17 protein-coding genes and 5 tRNA genes are annotated in these 20,644 nt (G+C 74.8%); 13 read left to right on the top strand and 9 right to left on the bottom strand.

The annotated features are described in order from the left end of the window. The first annotated feature begins 31 nt into the window (after window positions 1-31). Window positions 32-2,434, top strand: a complete 2,403-nt coding sequence (locus tag AB0H57_RS01970) for a phosphoketolase family protein (protein WP_357501608.1) — start codon at window positions 32-34, stop codon at window positions 2,432-2,434. Then, a complete protein-coding gene (locus AB0H57_RS01965; protein WP_357501606.1) occupies window positions 2,431-3,297 on the top strand; it encodes a universal stress protein in 867 nt (288 codons plus the stop codon). Before AB0H57_RS01970 ends, AB0H57_RS01965 begins: the two co-directional genes overlap by 4 nt. A gap of 708 nt (window positions 3,298-4,005) precedes the next feature. Here the strand turns inward: AB0H57_RS01965 and AB0H57_RS01960 are convergent. Beyond that, the gene (locus AB0H57_RS01960; RefSeq protein ID WP_357501604.1) at window positions 4,006-6,351 is read right to left on the bottom strand and encodes a heavy metal translocating P-type ATPase; all 2,346 of its coding nucleotides are present in this window, start codon (window positions 6,349-6,351) and stop codon (window positions 4,006-4,008) included. 163 nt (window positions 6,352-6,514) lie between these two features. Between AB0H57_RS01960 and AB0H57_RS01955 the strand changes: the two genes are divergently transcribed. Further along, a complete protein-coding gene (locus AB0H57_RS01955; RefSeq protein ID WP_357501602.1) occupies window positions 6,515-7,555 on the top strand; it encodes a nitroreductase family protein in 1,041 nt (346 codons plus the stop codon). A gap of 99 nt (window positions 7,556-7,654) precedes the next feature. Next, a complete protein-coding gene (locus tag AB0H57_RS01950) occupies window positions 7,655-9,325 on the top strand; it encodes a GAF domain-containing sensor histidine kinase (RefSeq protein WP_357501725.1) in 1,671 nt (556 codons plus the stop codon). Between the two features lie 60 nt (window positions 9,326-9,385). Here the strand turns inward: AB0H57_RS01950 and AB0H57_RS01945 are convergent, their stop codons facing one another. Next, on the bottom strand, window positions 9,386-10,024 hold the full coding sequence (locus tag AB0H57_RS01945) for a response regulator transcription factor (RefSeq protein ID WP_357501601.1): 639 nt from the start codon (window positions 10,022-10,024) through the stop codon (window positions 9,386-9,388). Between the two features lie 215 nt (window positions 10,025-10,239). Between AB0H57_RS01945 and AB0H57_RS01940 the strand changes: the two genes are divergently transcribed. Next, the gene (locus AB0H57_RS01940; protein ID WP_357501723.1) at window positions 10,240-11,214 is read left to right on the top strand and encodes a nitroreductase family protein; all 975 of its coding nucleotides are present in this window, start codon (window positions 10,240-10,242) and stop codon (window positions 11,212-11,214) included. Between the two features lie 58 nt (window positions 11,215-11,272). Here AB0H57_RS01940 and AB0H57_RS01935 read toward each other — a convergent pair whose 3' ends face one another. After that, the gene (locus AB0H57_RS01935) at window positions 11,273-12,262 is read right to left on the bottom strand and encodes an NAD-dependent epimerase/dehydratase family protein (RefSeq protein ID WP_357501599.1); all 990 of its coding nucleotides are present in this window, start codon (window positions 12,260-12,262) and stop codon (window positions 11,273-11,275) included. Between the two features lie 399 nt (window positions 12,263-12,661). On the opposite strand from AB0H57_RS01935, the gene AB0H57_RS01930 reads away from it, so the two are divergent. Then, window positions 12,662-13,249 carry a hypothetical protein gene (locus AB0H57_RS01930; protein WP_357501597.1) on the top strand — a complete coding sequence of 196 codons (588 nt, stop codon included), beginning with the start codon at window positions 12,662-12,664 and terminating at the stop codon, window positions 13,247-13,249. Window positions 13,250-13,419: 170 nt separating this feature from the next. Here AB0H57_RS01930 and AB0H57_RS01925 read toward each other — a convergent pair. Continuing rightward, window positions 13,420-13,494 (bottom strand) — tRNA-Val (locus AB0H57_RS01925). 13 nt (window positions 13,495-13,507) lie between these two features. Further along, window positions 13,508-13,580: transfer RNA gene (locus AB0H57_RS01920), tRNA-Gly, on the bottom strand. 161 nt (window positions 13,581-13,741) lie between these two features. On the opposite strand from AB0H57_RS01920, the gene AB0H57_RS01915 reads away from it, so the two are divergent. After that, window positions 13,742-13,978 (top strand): DUF6458 family protein, encoded by a 237-nt coding sequence (locus AB0H57_RS01915; protein WP_357501595.1) that lies wholly within the window; start codon window positions 13,742-13,744, stop codon window positions 13,976-13,978. A gap of 50 nt (window positions 13,979-14,028) precedes the next feature. On the opposite strand, the gene AB0H57_RS01910 is transcribed toward AB0H57_RS01915, so the two are convergent. The 3 genes from AB0H57_RS01910 to AB0H57_RS01900 form a co-directional block, all read right to left on the bottom strand. Beyond that, window positions 14,029-14,103: transfer RNA gene (locus AB0H57_RS01910), tRNA-Val, on the bottom strand. 12 nt (window positions 14,104-14,115) lie between these two features. Beyond that, window positions 14,116-14,186, bottom strand: a tRNA-Cys gene (locus tag AB0H57_RS01905). A gap of 34 nt (window positions 14,187-14,220) precedes the next feature. Next, window positions 14,221-14,293: transfer RNA gene (locus tag AB0H57_RS01900), tRNA-Gly, on the bottom strand. 221 nt (window positions 14,294-14,514) lie between these two features. Here AB0H57_RS01900 and AB0H57_RS01895 point away from each other — a divergent pair. Further along, window positions 14,515-15,117 (top strand): TetR/AcrR family transcriptional regulator, encoded by a 603-nt coding sequence (locus tag AB0H57_RS01895; protein ID WP_357501593.1) that lies wholly within the window; start codon window positions 14,515-14,517, stop codon window positions 15,115-15,117. Between the two features lie 136 nt (window positions 15,118-15,253). Next, window positions 15,254-15,829: a TIGR03086 family metal-binding protein gene (locus AB0H57_RS01890; RefSeq protein ID WP_357501591.1), complete on the top strand. Its 576-nt coding sequence runs from the start codon at window positions 15,254-15,256 to the stop codon at window positions 15,827-15,829. 90 nt (window positions 15,830-15,919) lie between these two features. Here the strand turns inward: AB0H57_RS01890 and AB0H57_RS01885 are convergent, their stop codons facing one another. Then, window positions 15,920-16,801 (bottom strand): hypothetical protein, encoded by an 882-nt coding sequence (locus AB0H57_RS01885; protein WP_357501589.1) that lies wholly within the window; start codon window positions 16,799-16,801, stop codon window positions 15,920-15,922. Window positions 16,802-16,978: 177 nt separating this feature from the next. Here AB0H57_RS01885 and AB0H57_RS01880 point away from each other — a divergent pair, with 177 nt between their 5' ends. The 4 genes from AB0H57_RS01880 (at window position 16,979) to AB0H57_RS01865 (ending at window position 20,640) form a co-directional block, all read left to right on the top strand. Next, window positions 16,979-17,647: a 50S ribosomal protein L11 methyltransferase gene (locus tag AB0H57_RS01880; RefSeq protein ID WP_357501587.1), complete on the top strand. Its 669-nt coding sequence runs from the start codon at window positions 16,979-16,981 to the stop codon at window positions 17,645-17,647. A 57-nt stretch (window positions 17,648-17,704) separates the two neighbouring features. Beyond that, window positions 17,705-18,859, top strand: a complete 1,155-nt coding sequence (locus AB0H57_RS01875) for a cytochrome P450 (protein ID WP_357501721.1) — start codon at window positions 17,705-17,707, stop codon at window positions 18,857-18,859. A gap of 69 nt (window positions 18,860-18,928) precedes the next feature. Further along, window positions 18,929-19,852 carry an ATP-binding cassette domain-containing protein gene (locus AB0H57_RS01870; RefSeq protein ID WP_357501585.1) on the top strand — a complete coding sequence of 308 codons (924 nt, stop codon included), beginning with the start codon at window positions 18,929-18,931 and terminating at the stop codon, window positions 19,850-19,852. Further along, a complete protein-coding gene (locus AB0H57_RS01865; RefSeq protein ID WP_357501583.1) occupies window positions 19,849-20,640 on the top strand; it encodes an ABC transporter permease subunit in 792 nt (263 codons plus the stop codon). Before AB0H57_RS01870 ends, AB0H57_RS01865 begins: the two co-directional genes overlap by 4 nt. Window positions 20,641-20,644: the final 4 nt, after the last annotated feature.

Below are 20,644 nucleotides of genomic sequence, written 5' to 3'. Positions count from 1 at the left end.
AAGTCCCCGACCCGCGAGAGGCTAATGCAGCATGGACACCGCTCTCGACCTGCACAGCCCCCTGACCGGAGACGAGCTGCGCCGGCTCGACGCCTACTGGCGCGCGGCGAACTACCTCACCGTCGGGCAGATCTACCTGCTCGACAACCCGCTGCTGCGGGAACCGCTGCGCCCCGAGCATGTCAAGCCCCGCCTGCTGGGCCACTGGGGCACCAGCCCCGGGCTCAACCTGATCTACACCCACCTCGACCGGGTCATCGTCCAACGCGACCTGTCCGCCATCTACGTCACCGGCCCTGGGCACGGCGGCCCGGCAATCGTGGCGAACACCTGGCTGGAGGGCACCTACAGCGAGCTGTACCACTCGGTGAGCCGGGACGAGACCGGCATGCAGCGGCTGTTCCGCCAGTTCTCCTTCCCCGGCGGCATCCCCAGCCACGTGGCGGCGGAGGTGCCGGGTTCGATCCACGAGGGCGGCGAGCTCGGGTACGCGCTGAGCCACGCGTACGGCGCCGCCTTCGACAACCCGGACCTGCTGGTCGCCTGCGTCATCGGTGACGGCGAGGCGGAGACCGGCCCGCTGGCGGGCAGCTGGCTGTCGAACGTCTTCCTCAACCCGGCCCGCGACGGCGCGGTGCTGCCCATCCTGCACCTCAACGGCTACAAGATCGCCAACCCGACGGTGCTGGACCGGATCCCCGAGGAGGACCTGCTCGACCTGATGCGCGGCTACGGCTACCGGCCGTACGTGGTCGCCGGGGACGACCCCACGGCGGTGCACCAACTGCTGGCCGCCACCCTGGACCGGGCCTGCGACGAGATCGCCGAGATCCAGCGGGCGGCCCGCTCCGGCGGCCCCGTGCACCGGCCCCGCTGGCCGATGATCGTCCTGCGTACGCCGAAGGGTTGGACCGGCCCGCAGGAGGTCGACGGCAAGCACGTGGAGGGCACCTTCCGCGCCCACCAGGTGCCGATCGCCGAGGTGCGCGACAACCCGCAGCACCTGGCCGAGCTGGAGCGCTGGCTGCGCAGCTACCGGCCGGAGGAGCTGTTCGACGCCACCGGCGTGCCGGTGGCCGAGGTGTCCGCCGTACCCCCGAACGGGGACCGGCGGATGAGCGCCAACCCGGTGGCCAACGGCGGCCGGCTGCTGCGCGACCTGGACCTGCCCGACTTCCGCGAGTACGGCATCGACGTGCCGCGGCCGGGGGAGCCGATGGCCGGCGCCACCGGCGCGCTGGGCCCCTGGGTACGCGACGTCATCGCCCGCAACCCGCAGTCCTTCCGGCTGTTCGGGCCGGACGAGGTCGCCTCGAACCGGCTCGGCGCGGCGTTCGAGGTCACCGACCGGGCGTTCGTCGCCGCCGAGGTCCCCGGCGACGACCACCTCTCCCCCGACGGCCGGGTGATGGAGGTGCTCTCCGAGCACCTGTGCCAGGGCTGGCTGGAGGGCTACCTGCTGACCGGCCGGCACGGCCTGTTCACCAGCTACGAGGCGTTCATCCACATCGTCGACTCGATGGTCAACCAGCACGCCAAGTGGCTGAAGGTGACCCGGCACATCCCCTGGCGGGAGCCGGTCGCGTCGCTGAACTACCTGCTCTCCAGCCACGTGTGGCGACAGGACCACAACGGCTTCTCGCACCAGGACCCGGGCTTCATCGACCACGTGGTCAACAAGAAGGCCGAGGTGGTCCGGGTCTACCTGCCGCCGGACGGCAACACCCTGCTTTCCACCATGGACCACTGCCTGCGCAGCCGGCACTACATCAACGTGGTGGTGGCCGGCAAGCAGCCCGCGCCGAACTGGCTGACCATGGACGAGGCGGTCCAGCACTGCCGGCGCGGCCTGGGCATCTGGGACTGGGCCAGCACCGACGAGGGCGCCGAGCCGGAAGTGGTGCTCGCCTGCGCCGGCGACGTGCCGACGCTGGAGACCCTGGCCGCGGCCGACCTGCTGCGCCGGCACCTGCCGGAGCTGAAGGTCCGGGTGGTCAACGTGGTCGACCTGATGCGCCTGCAACCGCCCTCGGAGCACCCGCACGGCCTGCCCGACAACGAGTTCGACACCATCTTCACCCGCGACAAGCCGGTCATCTTCGCCTACCACGGCTACCCGTGGCTGATCCACCGGCTCACCTACCGCCGGGCCAACCACGAGAACCTGCACGTGCGCGGCTACAAGGAGGAGGGCACCACGACCACCCCGTTCGACATGGTGATGCTCAACGACCTGGACCGCTTCCACCTGGTCATCGACGTCATCGACCGGGTGCCCGGGCTGGCCGCCCGCGCCGCCCACCTGCGCCAGAAGATGGTGGACACCCGGCAGGCCTGCCGCGACTACACCCGCCGGTACGGCGAGGACGACCCGCGGGTCGCCGAGTGGCGGTGGATCCGGGAGACCGAGCAGGAGCTGCGAGGGGAATCATGAGCGACGAGGAGATCCTGGTCGGCTATGACGGATCCGCCGACGCGGCGGTCGCCCTGGACTGGGCGCTGGCCGAGGCCGGCCGGTCCGGGCGGCCGGTGCGCCTGGCGTACGTCTTCGAGTGGTTGACCGTGGCCGGTTGGATCGGTCCCGGCGTCGCCCCCGGCATCTGGCCGGACGACACCGCCCGCCGCGAGGTCGAGGGGCTGGTCCAGAAGGCGGCCTCGGACGCCGCCGCGGCCCACCCCGGGCTGACCGTGCACGGTGAGGTGTTCGACGGCCCGCCCGCGCTGGTGCTCCAGGAACGGTCCGCCGCGGCCAGCGTGCTGGTGCTCGGCAGCCGCGGGCACGGCGGGTTCGGCGGACTGCTGGTCGGCTCCACCGCCGTGTCGGTGGCCGCCCACGCGCACTGCCCGGTGGTGGTGGTCCGCGACTCCCAACCGGGCGCGACCGGGCCCGTCGTGGTGGGCTTCGACGGCTCCGAGTCCGCGCAGGTGGCGCTCGGCTTCGCCGTCGAGCGGGCGGCCCAGCGGCGGACGCCGCTGCGGGTCGTCCGGGTCACCCAGCCGCCGTCGCCCCGCCGGGGGCCGTCGGAGGAGGAGGCCGCCGCCAGCGCCGCCGAGGACCGCACGGCCACCGAGCAGGCCCTGGCCCGGTGGCGGGAGACCTTCCCGGAGCTGGCGATCGAGGTCGAGGTGGTGCCCGGCAGCGCGGCCGGCGTCCTGGTCGAGGCGAGCCGGGACGCCCAGTTGGTCGTGGTGGGCAGCCGGGGCCGGGGCGGGCTGCGCGGCATGCTGCTGGGCTCGGTCAGCCAGCAGCTGATCCAGCACGCCCACTGCCCGGTCGCGGTCGCCAGGGAGCGCTGAGCCACCGGCGCGCTCGGGCCTGCCGGTGTCGCCTGCCGGTGTGCCCGGAGCGGCACAGGCCGGCGCTGTCGCCGGGGCGGTGACGCCGGGTGCGGGCGGCGGGGACGGTGACGCCGGGCGCGGGCCGTGGAGTCCGCCCGGGCGCGGGCCGCCGAGCCCGCCCGGGCGGCCGGGGGGAGGCGGCCGGGGCCGCCTGGGCCGTCGGCGGGCGGACCGGGTGGGCGGCGGAACCATGCGGCAGGCCCACCATCCGCCGGGCAGGTGACAGTTCGAGCGTGATGACTCTCAGGTATTTTGATACCTGAGAGTCATCACGCTCATTCGCGAGTCCACTCCCACCCGCCGACACACCCGAAGCCCCGGCCACACCGGCCGCGTGGCCGAGGGGGTCACCCACACCCCGAGGCATCCCCGCAACGCGCGGCGTGGCCCCGCGGTTCGGCTTAGCGGGCCGAGTTCCCGCCCGGAGCAACCGCAACGCCTGAGCCCGGCACCCCGAAGCCCGGCAACGCCCGAAGCCCCGCAACGCCCGAAGCCCCGCAACGCCCGAAGCCCGGCAACGCCCGAAGCCCGGCAACGCCCGAAGCCCGGCAACGTTCAGAGCAGGCAACGACCGAGGCCCCGCCGTCTCGGGGCATGTCCGCGACGGCGGCCGGACGCGCCAGGGCAGCCACCACGCGAGGGCGACACCCAGGGCCCGGCCGGGCCTCAGCGAGTGTCGCCACCGCCGTCGGCGGGGTTGAGCGAGAAGTAGTCCTCCTCCTCCTGTGCCAGATGCAGCCGGAGGACGGCGTCCAGGCCGTACAGGGCGGCCAGCAGGTCGGGTACCTCGTCCGGGCGCAGCCGCCCGTCGGCGTGTTCCGCCAGGTGGCCGCCGATCCGGTCCACCAGCGCGGCGATCTCCACGTGGCCGCGGCTCATGGTCGAGGTGGCCTCCTCGCTGCCCAGCGGGCCGGCCAGCGCCGGATACAGCTGCCGCTCCTCGGCGGTTTCGTGCGGCAGCACCTCGTCGACCAGCCGGCGGTGCACCTCGCGCACCGCCGGCACGCACTCCGGCGCCTGTGGGCGGGTGGCGACCAGGTCGGCGGTGTCCCGCAACCGGGCCAACACGTCCCGCACCGGGGCGTGCTCGCCGGCGTACCGGTCGAGCAGCTCGCGGGTGGCCGGCGGCACGTCCCGCCGGCGCAGCCCGCCGCCCAACGCCCGCAGCGCGTTGAGGATCACCAGCACGTCGATGCCCTCCTGGAGGAAGGCGCCGGCCACCGGGGGCAGCCCGCCGGCCGCCGCGACCACCATCGCCACCACCGCCAGCCCCATCCCGATGGTGGCCGACTGCACGGCGATGCGGCGGGCGTACCGAGCGATCTCCACCGCGTCGGCGAGCCGGTCCAGCCGGTCCACGCTGAGCACCGCGTCGGCCACGTCCGCCGAGGCGGTCGCGCCGGTCGCGCCCATCGCCACCCCGACGTGCGCCTCCGCCAGCGCCGGGGCGTCGTTGACGCCGTCGCCGACCATCAGCGTGACCGCCCGGTCCGACTCGGCGCGTACCCGGGCCGCCTTCTCCTGCGGCGAGCACTGCGCCACCACGTCGTCCACCCCGACGGCCCGGGCGACCTGCTCGGCGGTCCGGGCCCGGTCGCCGGTCACCATGACCAGCCGGGTCAGTCCCGCCTCGCGCAGCCGGCGCACGGTGCGGCGGGCGTCGGCGCGGACCGGGTCCTCCAGCAGGATCGCGCCGAGCGGGTGGTCGTCGGCGCTGACCCAGACCACCGAGCGGCCGGCCAGTTCGGCGCGCCGCCGGGCCCGCTCGGCCCAGTCGGGCAGCCCGCCGGCGAGCTGCCCGACCCGGACCACCCGCCCGTCCACCCGGCCGCGTACCCCGCGCCCCGGCTCCTCGGTCACCTCGGTCGGCTCACCCAGCGCCAACCCCTGCACCCGGGCCTGCCGGACCAGCGCGGCGGCCAGCACGTGCGGCGACAACTGCTCCACCGAGGCGGCCAGCCGGAGCACCTCGTCCCGGTCCGCGCCGGGGGCGACCACGGTCTCGGCGGCCCGGGGCCGGCCCGCGGTGAGGGTGCCGGTCTTGTCCATCATCAGCGTCCGGGCCCGGCCGAGCAGCTCCAGCGAGCCGCCGTCGCGGACCAGCACCCCGCGCCGCGCCACCCGGGACAGCCCGGAGACGATGGCGATCGGGGTGGCCAGCAGCAACGGGCAGGGGGTGGCCACCACCAGCACCGCCACCGCCCGGATGAACTGTCCGGAGAGCAGCCAGGCCAGCCCGGCCAGGGCCAGGGTGAACGGCACGAACGCGGCGGCGTACCGGTCGGCCATCCGGACCATCGGCGCCTTGTGGGCGGTCGCCTCCTCGGCCAGCCGCACGATGCCGGCGTACGTGCTCTCGGCGGCGCTGCGCGTCGCGCGCAGCCCGAAGCCGGCGCCGGCGTTGACCACACCGCTGGCGACCGGCTCCCCCGCCGCCCGCGACACCAGCTGCGACTCCCCGGTGACCACCGACTCGTCCAGCGTCGCCGGTTCCTCCGCCGTGCCGTCCACCGGCACCACGTCGCCCGGGCCGACCACCAGCCGGTCGCCGGCCGCCACCTGGTCCAGCGGCACCACCTCGATCCCGCCGTCCGCGGCGCGCCGCCGGGCCCGCCGCGGCGCGCGCTCCAACAGGGCCCGCAGATCCCGGGTCGCCCGCGCCTGGGCGTACGACTCCAGCGACCGCCCGGTCGCCACCATCACCGCGATCACGGCGCCGGCCAGGTACTCGCGTACGCCCAGCGCGCCGGCCAGCGCCAGCACGGCGATCACGTCCACCCCGAACTGCCGGTGCCACAACTGTCGCAGCACCGCCCAGGTGGCGGGCAGCAGGGCGACCAGGGTCACCGCGGCCCAGACCAGGTCGGCGGCGCCGCGCAGCCCGGCCAGCCAGAGCGCGCCGCCGGCCAGCGCCGCCAGGGTGAGCAGGATCAGCGGGGCCCACTCGGCCCAGTTGAGCCGGGGCCCCCTGGCCGGCCGTTCCGGCAGGCATTCGCGCGGTTCGGCTCCCACCTCGGAATCGTCTCAGCGGCAACCCCGGCCGGGCAGGGCAATGCGGGCATTCACCCCGGGCCGAAGGACCCGGTGACCCCGGGCGTGCGTACCGTGTGCGCGGACCGGGCATGCCAGAGGATGAAGGCGCAACCCCGCCCGGCACGGCACCCGGTGGGGCACGATGGGGACGAAACACGGAAAGGTCGTGACGATGAGCCACGGAACGCCGGCTACGGACCGCCCGCTGACCACCGCCCTCGCGGAGGCCGCCGCGACGGCCGGTTACGCCCCCTCGGTGCACAACACCCAGCCGTGGCGCTGGCGGGTGCTGCCCGACTCGCTGGAGCTGCGGATGGTCCGCGACCGGCAGCTGGCCGCCACCGACCCGGAGGGGCGGCTGCTGGCGCTCAGCTGCGGCGCGGCGCTGCACCACGCCCGGGTGGCGCTGGCCGCCGAGGGCTGGGTGCCGGTGGTGGAACGGCTGCCCGACGCCGGTGACCCCGAGCTGCTGGCCCGGCTGACCAGCCTGCGCCACCCCGGCGCCGACCCGCAGGCCATGCACCTGGTGCAGTGCATGCAGGTCCGGCACACCGACCGGCGGCCGGTCAGCGACGAGCAGATCCCGACCGCCGCGATCGGTGAGATCACCCGGGCCGCCACCGGCGAGGGCGCCCGGCTGCACATCCTCGACTCCGACCAGGTGATGGAGCTGGCCGCCGCGGCCGGCCACGCTGGCTCGGTCGAGGCGGAGGACCCCCAGCTCCGGGAGGAGCTGGCGTACTGGACGAGCCGCACCGGCACCGGCACCGGCCTGCCACCGGAGGTGCTGCCCGAGCAGGCCCCGCAGACCACCGTGCCGGGCCGCGACTTCGGCCGGGCGGGCACCCTGCCGATCGGCCCCGGGCACGACCGGGCCGCCGTGTACGCGCTGCTCTACGGCGACGAGGACGAGCCGGACAGCTGGCTGCGGGCCGGCGAGGCGCTCTCCGCGGCCTGGCTGACCGCCACCCGGCTGGGGGTGTCCCTGGTGCCGCTGTCGGGCGTGGTGGAGGTCGAGGGCACCCGGCAGACGCTGCGGGGCGTGCTCTCCGGGATGGGCTTCCCGTACCTCGTGGTGCGGTTGGGGATCGCGGACCCGGCGCACGCCGGACCGCCGCACACCCCGCGGCTGCCCACGGAGCAGGTGGTCGACACGTCCGCGGTCGGCGACGTGCGGCCGTGACTGGCTCGTGCCGCGCGGTTCGCGGGCGATAGCATCGCCTGCGTGGCGAGCAGCGCACCGAATCCCCGGCCCGAATCCCCGGCGGCTCCCTCCCTGGGTCTGAGCCCGCTGTCCCGGGTCCGTCTCGACGAGCTGCTCCAGGAGATGCTGGACCGGGTCGGCGACGTGGTGACCAGCCGGGAACGGCTGCGTGCCCTGCTCGACGCGGTGGTCGGCATCGGCTCCGACCTGGACCTGCGCAGCACGCTGCAGCGGATCGTGCAGTCGGCCTGCGAACTGGTCGGCGCCCGGTACGGCGCGCTCGGGGTGATCGGCCCGGACCGGCTGCTGCACGACTTCATCATCCACGGCATCGACGCGGAGCTGCACGCCAAGATCGGCGATCTGCCGCACGGCCGGGGGGTGCTCGGCCTGCTCATCGACGACCCCCGGCCGGTGCGGATGCCGGACATCACCCAGCATCCCAAGTCGTACGGCTTCCCGCCGCACCACCCGCCGATGCACAGCTTCCTCGGCGTGCCGGTACGCATCCGCGACCAGGTCTTCGGCAACCTCTACCTGGCCGAGAAGCAGGGCGCGGCGGAGTTCACCGAGGACGACGAGGAGATCGTGGTGGCGCTGGCCGCCGCGGCCGGCGTGGCGATCGAGAACGCCCGCCTCTACGCGCTGGCCCACCGCCGGGAACGCTGGCTGGCCGCCACCGCCGAGATCACCTCGGTGCTGCTGGGTGAGGTGCGCCGCACCGACGCGCTGGCCCTGGTGGCCCGCCGGGCGCGGGAGGTCGCCGGGGCGGAGCTGGCGCTGGTGCTGCTCTACGACGAGGACGCCGGGCAGTTCACCGTGGAGGTGGTCGACGGCGCCGGCGAACGCACCGCGGAGATGGTGGGGGCGCTGCTGCCGGCGGGCGAGACCACCTTCGCCGGCTCGGTCACCGAACGCCGGCACGAGTTGGTGGAGAACCTGGCCGAGGCCGCGCCGTGGCCGGTGCCGGTGGTCGCCGGGCCGGCGGTGGTCTCCCCGCTCGCCGCCGCCGACACCCTGCACGGCGTGCTGGTCATCGCGCACCAGCCGGATCGCGGCGGGACCGCCGACGACGACGTGGCGCTGCTGGGCAGCTTCGCCGGCCAGGCGGCGCTGGCCATGGAACGCGCCCGCGGCCAGGAGGAACGCGAGTTGCTGGTGGTGCTGGAGGACCGCGAGCGGATCGCCCGGGACCTGCACGACGTGGTGATCCAGCGGCTCTTCGCCACCGGCCTGCAACTGCAGAGCGGGGCGATGAACGCCCGCCCCGAGGTGGCCAAGCGGATCAACGCGGCCGTGGACGACCTGGACGCCACCATCCGCGACATCCGCCGCACCATCTTCGAGCTGCGTACGCCGATGAGCGCCGCGCTGCGCACCGAGATCCGCGAGGCGATCGAGGTGGCCACCGAGTCGCTGGGCTACCGGCCGGAGCTGGAGCTGGTCGGCCCGATCGACAGCGCCGTGCCCGACACGCTGCGCCCCGAGCTGACCGCCGTGCTGCGCGAGGCGCTGTCCAACGCGGTCCGCCACGCCCGCGCCGAGCGGGTCGCGGTGGCGGTCCGGGTGGAGGCCGGTTGGGTGACCGTGACGGTCACCGACGACGGGGTGGGCTGCGACCCGGCGGCGGCCCGCAGCGGGCTGGTCAACCTGCGCGAACGGGCCGAACGCCTCGGCGGGGACTTCCAGCTCGGCCGGGTGATCCCGCACGGCACCGAGCTGCGCTGGAGCGTCCCGCTGCGGGACTGAGCCGGCGGCCCGGGCCGGACGGGGTGGCCCCGGCGGCGAGGTCAGCGGTGGCTGGCGAGGTCAGCGGTTCTTGCCGAGCAGCCGGGTGGCCAGCACCGCCGCCTGGGTCCGCCGCTCCAGGCCCAGCTTGGCCAGCACGCTGGAGACGTAGTTCTTGACCGTCTTCTCGGCCAGGAACATCTTGCCGGCGATCTCCCGGTTGGTCAGCCCCTCGGCGACGTACTCCAGGATCCGCCGTTCCTGCTCGGTGAGGCTCTTCAGCTCGCGCGGCTGCTCCACCCCGCTGCGGATGCGCTCCAGCACCCGGGTGGTGATCGCCGGGTCGAGCAGCGACTGCCCGGCGGCCACCCGGCGGACCGCGTCGACCAGGTCGGTGCCGCGGATCTGCTTGAGCACGTAGCCCGCCGCGCCGGCCATGATCGCCGCGAAGAGCGCCTCGTCGTCCTCGTACGAGGTGAGGATGAGGCCCTTGATCGAGGAGTCCACCGCGCGGACGTCCCGGCAGACGTCGATGCCGTTGCCGTCGGGCAGGCGGGCGTCGAGGATCGCCACGTCCGGGCGCAGCGCGGGGATGCGGCGGGCCGCCTCCGGCGCGGAGCCGGACTCGCCGACCACCTCGATGTCGCCGCTACTGGTCAACAGGTCGGCAAGGCCACGGCGGACGACCTCGTGGTCGTCGAGCAGGAACACCCGGATCATCCCTCGTTTCTACCCGCCCGAGGCCGTCCCCGCACAGGCCAAAGGTCCCGAGAAGGGGGGCCCCTGCTATCGCTTCCGGTGGGTAGCGGGGCCCCTCCTAACACTCAGCCCGGGTGGTCGGGACGTCCGGCCCTGCCCGGGACCGCCCGGGCTGACGGACGGTGGGGGTGGACCCGAGCGGGGGTGGCACGACCTGCCACGGAAGGAGCATGACCATGGACACCGGCTTCACCGTCGCGCAGCTGCGGGCCGCCGTGGCCGACGCCGTCCGGGCGCCGTCGCTGCACAACAGTCAGCCGTGGCGGTTCCGGCTGCGTGACGGCGGTATCGAGCTCTCCGTCGACCCGGCGCGGCGGCTGCCCGCCACCGACCCGAGCGGCTGGGGTGCCCGGATCGCCTGCGGGGCGGCGCTGTTCAACCTGCGACTGGCGCTGGCCGTGGCCGGCACGCCCGCCCGGGTCCGGCTGCGGCCGTACCCGGCGGAGCCGGAGGTGATGGCCCGGCTGGTCCCCGACCTGCCGCGCCGGCCCACCCCCGCCGAACAGAGCCTGCACGCGGCCGTCGCCCGCCGGTTCAGCAACCGGGCCCCGTTCTGGCCGGACCCGGTGCCGGCGGACACCCGGTGGCGCCTCGGCGAGGCGGCCCGGGCCGAGCAGTGCTGGCTGGAGCTGCTGATCGGGGTGAGCGCGGTGAACGCGTTCGCGGAGATCGCGCGCAGCGCCAACCGGGTCCTCGAACGCGACCCCGACTACCGGGCGGAGCTGGCCGAGTGGGTACGTACCGAACCGGCGCCGGACGGGGTGCCGGCCGCCGCCGGTGGCCCGCAGAGCGAGCCGCAGGACCTGTTGCCGGCCCGCGGCTTCGGCGGCCGCAGCCGGGCGCCCGGGCGCGACTTCGAGCCGGAGCCGCTGGTGGTGGTGCTCGGCTCCGCCGGCAACACCGCCACCGACCAGCTCGTGGCCGGTCAGGCGCTGCAACGGGTGCTGCTGACCGCCACCGACGCCGGGCTGGGCGCGTCCATGATGTCCCAGCCGATCGAGGTGCCCGGCGCCCGCGAGGCCCTGCGGCTGTCGCTGGGCCGGTTCGGCACGCCGCAGATGGTGATGCGGATCGGGTACGGCCAGCTTGGTCGCCCGACCCCGCGCCGGGGCGTCGACGAGGTGCTCGACCTGCCGGTGGTGCCCGCCTGAACCGCGGTGGCACCTGAGCGGCGAGGCCCCTCTGCCTCGGGAGGGTGCGCCGCCCCGGTCAGCTCAGCAGCGCCGCCTCCCGCGCCGGGTCCAGGCCGACGGCCGCCCGCGCTGGGCGTCCGGCGCGCGGCGGCACCACCCCGACCTCGCGAAGCCAGCGCCAGGTGTCGGCGACCGTCTCGGCCACCGGGCGGCAGGCCAACCCCGACGCGTACGCGTTCGTCACGTCCTGCTCCTGCAACCAGCGGTACTCGTGCCCCGGCGGGATCCAGATCGGCAGCTCGGTCCACGGCGCCACCCCGGCGGCGAGGATCCGCTCCGGATCGGTCCAGCGCAGTTCGGCGCCCGACCCGGTCGCTGCCTCGCAGGCGTGGAGCAGCTCCGCCATCGTCGCGTGCCCGGTCCGCCCCACCACGTTGTACGCCCCACCCCGCCCGTCGGCGCACTGGTCCAGCAGCCAGCCGGCCAGGTCACGGACGTCGACGTACTGCAACGGCAGGTCCGCCGGCCCGGGAGCGAGCACCGGCCCGCCCCGGGCAATCCGCCGCAACCACCACGGCAGCCGGCCGATGTCCTCCCCGGGCCCGAGAATCAGTCCGGCGCGGGCCAGCACCGCCCGCTCGCCGAAGACCTCCACCGCCGCCCGCTCCCCACCGGCCTTGTTCGACGCGTAGTCGCCGTCGTCCGCGTCGGCCGCAGCGTCGACCACCGGCGCGTCCTCGCCCACCCCGGGCGGGGCCGGCGACACGTACACCGATCCGCTGGAGACGTAGCCGTAGTGCCGGACCGCGCCGGCCAGGACCCGCGCGACGTCCTGGACCGCCCGGGGAGCGCCGTCCCAGGTGTCGACCGCGATGTCCCACGTCCCGCCGGCCAGCGCGGCGAGGCCGCCGGGCGCGAGGCGGTCACCCCGCAACCGGCGTACGCCCTCCGGCACCGCCCCGTGCCGGCCCCGGTTGAACACCGTCACGTCCCAGCCGCGGCGCACCGCCTCGGCCACGATGGCCCCGCCGACGAAGCCCGTCCCGCCCAGCACCAGAAGTTTCATGTCGCCCACCGTGCCGGATCCGGACGGGGCCGCGCGGATTCCGTCCGGGTGGCTATGCCGACGGCAGAAAGCGCACCGCCGTTGCGGCCCGGTTCGTACCGTGGAGCGCCGCATGTCCGATTCGCTCGACGGCCGGGACACGTCCGGCGGAATGCTGGGCCGAGCCCGGTCGTTACATCACCCGGACGACCGCAGCAGCACCCCACGCCGCCAGCCCCGGGCCCCCGGGCCGGGAATGATGGCGGGCCGGCGGTCGTTACACATGGTCTGGCGCCGCGCAGAGGCCCCCGCCCCGCGAGCCGCCGGATCCCCGAGACTTTTGAGCGCCTGGCGTGGTGCTTGCACCCGAGTGCGCCCCATGGGCGTGCCGGGTGCCGACCCCCGAATGGAGCTACCCCCATGAACACGATCATTCGTAAGAGCGTGCTGGGTATTGCTGGTCTGGCCTTCGCCGGTGGTCTCGCCGCCGGCCCGCTGAGCCACCACGATGCCACTCCCACCTCGGGTATGGCCCCGATCGCGGCCGTGCAGGCCGACAAGCCCGACGCGGGCAAGCTGATCCCGCACGGTGTGCAGGGCGCCCAGTCGAAGATCGACCTGAGCGACGAGCAGATCGCGAACGTGAAGGCGATCATCGCAGCGACGAAGAAGTCGGGTATGGACGAGCGGGCCGCGGTCGTGTCGATCGCGACGGCGTTGCAGGAGTCGAAGCTGGAGAACCTGGGTCACCTCGGTGACCGTAACGACCACGACTCGCAGGGCCTGTTCCAGCAGCGCCCGTCCAGTGGTTGGGGCACGGTCGAGCAGATCACCGACCCCGAGTACTCCACCACCGCGTTCCTGAAGGGCCTCAAGCAGGTCGACGGCTGGCAGGACATGCCGCTGACCAAGGCCGCGCAGACGGTGCAGGTGTCCGCTTACCCGGACCACTACGCCCAGTGGGAGCAGCAGGCCGCCGACCTGGTCGCCCAGTACTGGAACAGCTGAGCCAACCCGAAGGCCGGCACCCGACAACGGGTGCCGGCCTTCGGCGTATCCAGATCTTGGACCGTTCCCGTCAGCGACGAACTTGAACTGTCCAAGATCTCGGCGGCGCGGGACCCGGCCGGGGCCGGAACAAAGAGAACCCGGCTCGATGAGCCGGGTTCCGCAGGGACTGGTGGGCGATACTGGGTTTGAACCAGTGACCTCTTCCGTGTCAAGGAAGCGCGCTCCCACTGCGCCAATCGCCCGTGCGGTGCTGCGAGCGGACGACGGGATTCGAACCCGCGACCCTCACCTTGGCAAGGTGATGCGCTACCAGCTGCGCTACGTCCGCGTGCCACCGGCGTTCGTCGGCGACGGGACAACTGTACCCGATGACAAGATCGTCCCCGGCCCGGCCCCACCGCGCCTCGACGCAGCGGGTGATTGCGCTGGTCACCGACGGGGTACTGACGCTCGCGACAGCACACCACATCCCCCCTGAAGGAGGCTGTCGTGGGAATCGGCATGAGCATCTTCCTGATCGCGGTCGGCGCGATCCTCACCTTCGCGCTCGACGCCAGCATCGGCGGGGTGAACCTCGACGTCGTCGGCTGGATCCTGATGGCCGCAGGCGTGCTCGGCCTCATCATGACGACGCTGGTGTGGGGCCGCCGACGCGAGGTGGTCACCACCGCCGAGCCGGTGGAGTACCGCCGGGTCGAGGAACGCCGCGACGTTCCGCCGCTCTGATCAACGGGAAAGGCGAAGAGGCCGGATCATGATGATCCGGCCTCTTCCTCTGGTGGGCGATACTGGGTTTGAACCAGTGACCTCTTCCGTGTCAAGGAAGCGCGCTCCCACTGCGCCAATCGCCCGCGTCTGATCCGAGGTGGGGACGGGATTTGAACCCGCGTACACGGCTTTGCAGGCCGTTGCCTCGCCTCTCGGCCACCCCACCGAGGTTGCCCCCGTCATGCGTGGCGGCAGCTCCGAGCGGACGACGGGATTCGAACCCGCGACCCTCACCTTGGCAAGGTGATGCGCTACCAGCTGCGCTACGTCCGCGTGTCACCGCGACATCGGGTGACGGATGAGAACTTTAGCCCAGGGCCGGAAGAGTTGCCAACTCGGGGTGCGCTCCGGCGCGTCCGGCCGCCCGCGGCACGAGGCCACGACCGGCCGGGAGCCCGGGCGTCGGACCGGGTGTGCGGTTTCAACCAAGCCACGTCACCGCGGGGCGGGTTGGTGACCGCTCGTGGTCACGTCGATGGGTTACGGTAACCGGCGTGACGAGACGTGCCGCCGAGATCCGCCTGGATGCCCTGCTGCGCACGGCCTGTGACGTGATCCAGCAACGCGGCCTGGCCAACACCCGCACCGCCGACGTGGCGGAGGCCGCCGGGGTGAGCCAGGCGCTGGTCTTCTACCACTTCGCCACCAAGGACCGGCTGCTCGCCCAGGCGTTCGCGTACGCGGTGGAGCAGGATCTGGCCCGGCTGGACGCGGTGCTCCGCTCCCCCGCCCCGCCGCTGGTCAAGCTGCGCCGGATCCTGCGCCTCTACACCCCCGCCGGGCGGCCCACGTCCTGGTCCATGTGGATCGACGGCTGGTCGGAGTCGCTGCGTACGCCGGAGTTGGAGAAGGTGTCCCGCCGGCTGGACCTGCGGTGGCGGGAGGACCTGGCGGCGGTCATCTCCGACGGCGTCCGCGACGGCACCTTCGAGTGTGCCGACCCGGCGGGCGCCGCCTGGCGGATCAGCGCGGTGATGGACGGCCTCGCCGTGCAGCTGGCGGTCCACGACCGGGTGATCTCCCGCCGGCAGTTCGCCTCGTGGATCCGGATGGTCGCCGCCCGCGAACTCGGGCTGGACCCGACGGACCTGGAGTGACCCGCGCCGCGGGCCGGGTCCCGGACAAACCGCGGACGCCTGGCCGCACCGCGGGCCGGGGCCTGGACGAAGTTGCCGACCGAGCGGCCGGACAAAACCGCCCGGATCAACCGGAGCAGCCGCGACAATCGACGGTATGGAGCTGCTCGACGCCTATCGCCGCAGCCTGGCCGAGTTCACCGACCGGGTGGACCAGATCGGTCCGGACCAGTGGTCAGACCCGACCCCGTGCCCGGGTTGGGACGTCCGGACGCTGGTCAACCACGTGGTGAGCGAGGACCGGTGGAGCGTCGCGCTGCTCGCCGGCCGCACCGTCGACGAGGTCGGCGACCGGTACGCCGGTGACGTCCTCGGCGCCGACCCGGTCGGCACCGCCCGGGAGGCGGCGTCGCAGGCGGAGGTGGCGGCCACCAACCCGGGCGTCTCGGGTGGCGTGGTGCACCTCTCCGCCGGGGACACCCCGGTCGACGAGTACCTGCACCAGCTGGTGGCGGAGCACCTCGTACACGGGTGGGACCTGGCGGTGGCGATCGGCGCCGATCCGGCGCTCGACGCCGGCGCGGTCCGGGAGTGTGCCCGCTGGTTCGCCGGCCGGGCCGAGCAGTATCGGCAGGGTGAGCTGACCCGTCCCGGCCGGGCAACGGCGACCGAGGCGGACGAGCAGGACCGGCTGATCGCCGCCTTCGGCCGCGACCCGGACTGGGCCCCGTGACGGCCGGTCAGCGGGCGGTCGACGCCGCCTGGCCGGTGCCGGGGCGCAGCGGCAGCCGGCGGTTTACAAGAGGTGAGTTCTTGTAACGGGTCAGCGGCGGGCGGTCCGCCAGCGCCGGGCCGCCGGGGCCCGCTCCCAGGCCCGTCCGGGCGACTCGGCCCACTCCCGGGCCGCGCGGTCCGTCCGCACCAACTGCCGCAGCCGCAGCAGCAGGCCGACGCCGAGGAAGAGCAGCAGCCCACCGAGGAGGAACGCCGCCTGCACGACCCCGAACCCGCCCGAGTCCGCCACCCGGCGGCCCGGCTCGGCCCCGGGCGGTGCCTGGGCGACCGGCGCCCCGGCCGCGGCGCTCTCCTCCGTCGGCTCGACGGTCGGCGCCACCTCCGGCTCCACCGTGGGCTCGTCCGTGGGCGCCGCGGGTTCGACCGTCGGCTCCGCCGGCGGCGCCGGTTCCACCGCCGCGCCCGCGCCGACCACGCTGCGAGTCGCCGTCCGCCGGGCCAGCAACCGCAGACCCTCGTCGTACGCCTCGGCGGCGAGGCTGATCCGCCCCCGCGTGACGTCCTCGGCGAACGCCATCCGGTAGCGGGCGGTCACCGTCCGGTCCGGGCAGAGCGTGCCCGGGTCGAGCCGGCGGTCGGTCAACCGGGCCGTGTCCCCCTCGGTGCGGACGTCGACGGGGAAGGAACCGTCGTCCTCCACCCGGTCCAGCTTCACCTGGTCCAGCCGGATGCCGTCCACGGTGAGCACCAGCGACCACCGGACCTTCAGACAACCACCACCGCCGGTGCGGGACACCACCGCGGAGACGGTCTGCACCCGGTCGCCGGCGGTGAACTCGTCCGGCAACCCGGTCAGCTCGGTGGCGAAGCCCGGCGCGGCCCCGGCGGGCACCGCCCCGCCGACGACCGCGACCAGCACCCCGGCCAACAGCAGACCCACCCGCAGCGCGTACCGCCGCACCCGCACCACCGCCTCACCCTCCCGTCGGTCGTCCGCACCGAAGACGCTATGGGCGGCTCCGGCCCCCGGGTAGACGGGCGTGTTCGCACCGTCCGCCAACTCCGGGGGCCGATCTCACGGTGGGTGGTGAACCGATCACCGCCGCCCCGCGACACGCCCAGAACCGAAGCCGGGGACAATCACCGGGTGTCCGACATCTCCGCGGCCTTCGTCCGGCTGCACGCCCGGCTGGCCCCGGTGCCGTTCGTCCCCGAGGTCCACCTGCACCAGGCCGACGAGCCGATCGGGCTCTGGGAGCTGACCGAGGGCGAGTTCCACAGCGCCCAGCCACCGCCGTTCTGGGCCTTCGCCTGGGCCGGCGGGCAGGGCCTCGCGCGCTACGTCACCGACCACCCCGAGGTGGTCGCCGGCCGCCGGGTGCTCGACCTGGCCGCCGGCTCCGGCCTGGTGGCCATCGCCGCCGCCCGGGCCGGCGCCGCCGCCGTCCGCGCGGTCGAGGTCGACGAGCGGGCCGTCGCGGCCGTCGCGCTCAACGCCGAGGCCAACGGGGTACGCGTCGACGCCGAACTGGGCGACATCCTGGACGGCGACGCCGGTGACGCCGAGGTGGTGCTCGTCGGGGACGCGTTCTACAGCGAGGCGATGGCGCGGCGGATGCTGCGCTTCCTGCTACGGGTGGCCCGCGCCGGCGCCCGGGTGCTGGTGGGCGACCCGGGGCGGGCGTTCCTGCCCCGGGACCGGTTCCGCGAGCTGGCCGGCTACGACGTGCCGGTGCCGGAGGCGCTGGAGAGCGTACGGGTGAAGCACACCACCGTGTGGGAGCTGAACCCCGGCCTGCCCGGGGCCGCCCGCTAGCGTGACGGCGTGCTGTTCCGGGGCTGGGGGGATCACGTCGACCACGCGTGGCCGGACGTGGCGACCGTGCCGGACCACCTCGGCGTACCCCATCTAGTGGTGACCCGGCACGCGCTGGTCCGGCAGGTGCTCGCCGACCCGGTGACCTTCCGCCCGGACAACGCGCTCGACGCGGTGACCCCGGTGCCGGTGGCCGCGTTGCGGGTGCTCGCCGGGCACCGGTTCCGGCTCCCGCCCACGCTGGCCAACAACTCCGGGGCCAGTCACCCGGAGATCCGCGCGATCGTCGCCGACGCGCTGCACCCGGACCGGGTGGCCGCGCAGCGGCCGTGGCTGACCGACCTGGTCCGGCGGCGGGTGGCCCGGCTGGCCGCCGCCCTCGACGCCGGCGAGCCGGTCGACCTGTACGCCGAACTCGCCGCCGACCTGCCGCTGCTGGTGCTGGCCCGGCTGGTGGAGCTGCCCGACGCCCCGGTCGGCGCGGTGAAGGACTTCGCCCGGGCTGCGCTGGAACTGTTCTGGGCGCCGCTGGACGCCGACCGCCAGCTCGCCCTCGCCACGCAGGTGGGCCGCTTCCACACCGTGCTGCGCGGCTTCGCCGCCACCGGCGGCGGCCTCGCCGCCCGACTGCGGGCCGCCGGGCACTCCCCCGACGTGGTGGTCGGCGCGCTGTTCTTCCTGCTGGTGGCCGGGCAGGAGACCACCTCGCAGTTCCTCACCCTGCTGCTGCACCGGCTCACCGCCGAACCCGCGGTACGCGCCGGGCTGCGCGCCGACACCGTCGACGTCGCCGACGTGGTCGAGGAGGGGCTGCGGCTGGAACCGCCGATCGTCACCTGGCGGCGGGTGGCCGCGGTGGACACCACGCTCGGCGGCACGGCCGTGCCGGCGGGCAGCAGCGTCGTACTCTGGCTGGCCCGCGCCGGCCGCGACCCGGCGGTGGTGCCGGCGCCCGCCGAGTTCCGCCCCGGGCAGCGCGGGTCGCGCCGGCACCTCGCCTTCGGCGCGGGCGCACACCGCTGCGTCGGGGCGCAGCTGGCCCGGCTGGAGGCGGCGGTGGTGGTCGCCGAGGCCGCGCCGCTGCTGGACGGGGTGACCGTGCTCCGCCCGCCGTGGTGCCCGGACAACCTCACCTTCCGGATGCCGGACGCCTTCATGATCCGACGAGCCGGCGCGGGCCCGGCCGGGCCACGTCGGGTCGCCACCGCCTGACGAAGGTCAGGGGTGATCGACGCCGTTCGGCAGCCGCGCGGCCACCGCCGAGCCGCCTAGCGTCAGCGCATGATCACATTACGTGGGTTGACCAAGCGGTTCGGGGCGGTGACCGCGGTCGACGACCTGACCGTCGACATCGCGCCCGGCCGGGTCACCGGTTTCCTCGGCCCGAACGGGGCCGGCAAGTCCACCACCATGCGGATGGTGCTCGGCCTGGACCGGCCGACCGCCGGGCGGGCGCTGGTCGCCGGCCGCCCGTACCGGGAGCTGCGGCACCCGCTGCACGAGGTGGGCGCGCTCCTCGACGCCCGCGCCCTGCACCCCGCCCGGTCGGGCCGGGCGCACCTGCTGGCCATGGCCCGCAGCAACGGCATCCCCCGCCGCCGGGTCGACGAGGCGCTCGCCGTGGCCGGCCTCGACGACCGGGCCGCCCGGAAACCCGGACGGGCCCTCTCCCTCGGCATGGCGCAGCGGCTGGGCATCGCGGGTGCGCTGCTCGGCGACCCGCCGGTGCTGATGTTCGACGAGCCGGTCAACGGGCTCGACCCGGACGGGGTGCGGTGGATCCGCGAGCTGACCGCGGGGCTGGCCGCCGAGGGGCGGACCGTGCTCGTCTCCAGCCACCTGATGAGCGAGATGCAGCAGACCGCCCGGCACCTGGTGGTCATCGGCCGGGGCCGGCTGATCGCCGACGCCCCGGTCGACGAGTTGCTCGCCGCCGGGCCGGCCGGTTCGGTACGGGTCCGCGGGCCGCACCCGGAGGCGCTGGCCCGGCTGGCCGGCCAGCTGGCCGGTGACGGGGCGACGGTGACCGCCGACGGCCCGGCCGGCTTCACCGTCACCGGCGCCGGCGCCGAACGGGTCGGGGACCTGGCGTACGAGCTGGGGGTGGCGCTGCACGAGCTGAGCCCGGTGGCCGCCACCCTGGAGGAGGCCTTCATGGAACTGACCGCCGACGCCGTCGAATACGCCGGAGGTGGTCCCCGATGAACGCCGTCGACGCCACCCGTACCCGTCCCGCGCTCCCCGGCGCGGTGGCCGCCGAGTGGACGAAGCTGTGGTCGGTGCGCAGCACCTGGTGGACGCTGCTGGCCGGGGCGCTGGTGATGGCGGCCACCTCGGCCCAGCTGGCCATCTACGCGGCGAACGGCAACACCAACGACGACCCCGCCGACGACGCCGGCGTCGTCACCGTCGGCAGCGTGGTGATCGGCTCGCTGGAGCTGACCCAGTACGCCGTGCTCGCCCTCGGCCTGCTCGCCGTCACCAGCGAGTACGCCACCGGCACCCTGCGCGGCACGCTGACCGCCACCCCGTCCCGGGGCACCGTGCTGCTGGCCAAGGCGGTGGTGGCCGGCGCGGTCACCTTCGGCTTCGGGCTGCTGCTCGGCCTGGTCGGGGTGGCCGCCGCCGCGCCGGTGCTCGGCCGGTGGGGGCGGGCGCCGGTGGCCGGCACCGCCGGTGACCTGCTCGCCGTGGCGGCGTACCTGGCCCTGGTCGGGGTGCTGGCGCTGGGCGTCGGCGCCGTGCTCCGCGGCGCGGTGCTGAGCGTGGTCGTGCTCCTCGCACTGCTGATGATCGTCCCGCTGTCGTTGCAGGAGCCCGGCATCACCGTGCTGGACCGGATCGCCGACGCCTTCCCGGGGGTGGCCGGCGGCCACTTCATGGCCGGCGACGACCATCCGTACCCGCCGGTCGTGGGCCTGCTGCTGCTCGCCGGCTGGGCGGTCGCCGCGCTCACCGCCGGCCGGTGGGCGCTGCGCCGCCGGGACGCCTGAAGCC

Origin of the sequence: Micromonospora sp. NPDC050686 (genome assembly GCF_040654475.1) — a bacterium.
GTDB lineage: Bacteria > Actinomycetota > Actinomycetes > Mycobacteriales > Micromonosporaceae > Micromonospora.
This window is presented reverse-complemented; position numbering and strand designations above follow the sequence as displayed.

Coding starts and splice junctions, on each gene's coding strand:
- AB0H57_RS01970 (WP_357501608.1), top strand. CDS start 32: ATGGACACCGCTCTCGACCTGCACAGCCCCCTGACCGGAGACGAGCTG.
- AB0H57_RS01935 (WP_357501599.1), bottom strand. CDS start 12,262: ATGAAACTTCTGGTGCTGGGCGGGACGGGCTTCGTCGGCGGGGCCATC.
- AB0H57_RS01890 (WP_357501591.1), top strand. CDS start 15,254: ATGGAGCTGCTCGACGCCTATCGCCGCAGCCTGGCCGAGTTCACCGAC.
- AB0H57_RS01945 (WP_357501601.1), bottom strand. CDS start 10,024: ATGATCCGGGTGTTCCTGCTCGACGACCACGAGGTCGTCCGCCGTGGC.
- AB0H57_RS01930 (WP_357501597.1), top strand. CDS start 12,662: ATGAACACGATCATTCGTAAGAGCGTGCTGGGTATTGCTGGTCTGGCC.
- AB0H57_RS01870 (WP_357501585.1), top strand. CDS start 18,929: ATGATCACATTACGTGGGTTGACCAAGCGGTTCGGGGCGGTGACCGCG.
- AB0H57_RS01865 (WP_357501583.1), top strand. CDS start 19,849: ATGAACGCCGTCGACGCCACCCGTACCCGTCCCGCGCTCCCCGGCGCG.
- AB0H57_RS01940 (WP_357501723.1), top strand. CDS start 10,240: ATGGACACCGGCTTCACCGTCGCGCAGCTGCGGGCCGCCGTGGCCGAC.
- AB0H57_RS01955 (WP_357501602.1), top strand. CDS start 6,515: ATGGGGACGAAACACGGAAAGGTCGTGACGATGAGCCACGGAACGCCG.
- AB0H57_RS01965 (WP_357501606.1), top strand. CDS start 2,431: ATGAGCGACGAGGAGATCCTGGTCGGCTATGACGGATCCGCCGACGCG.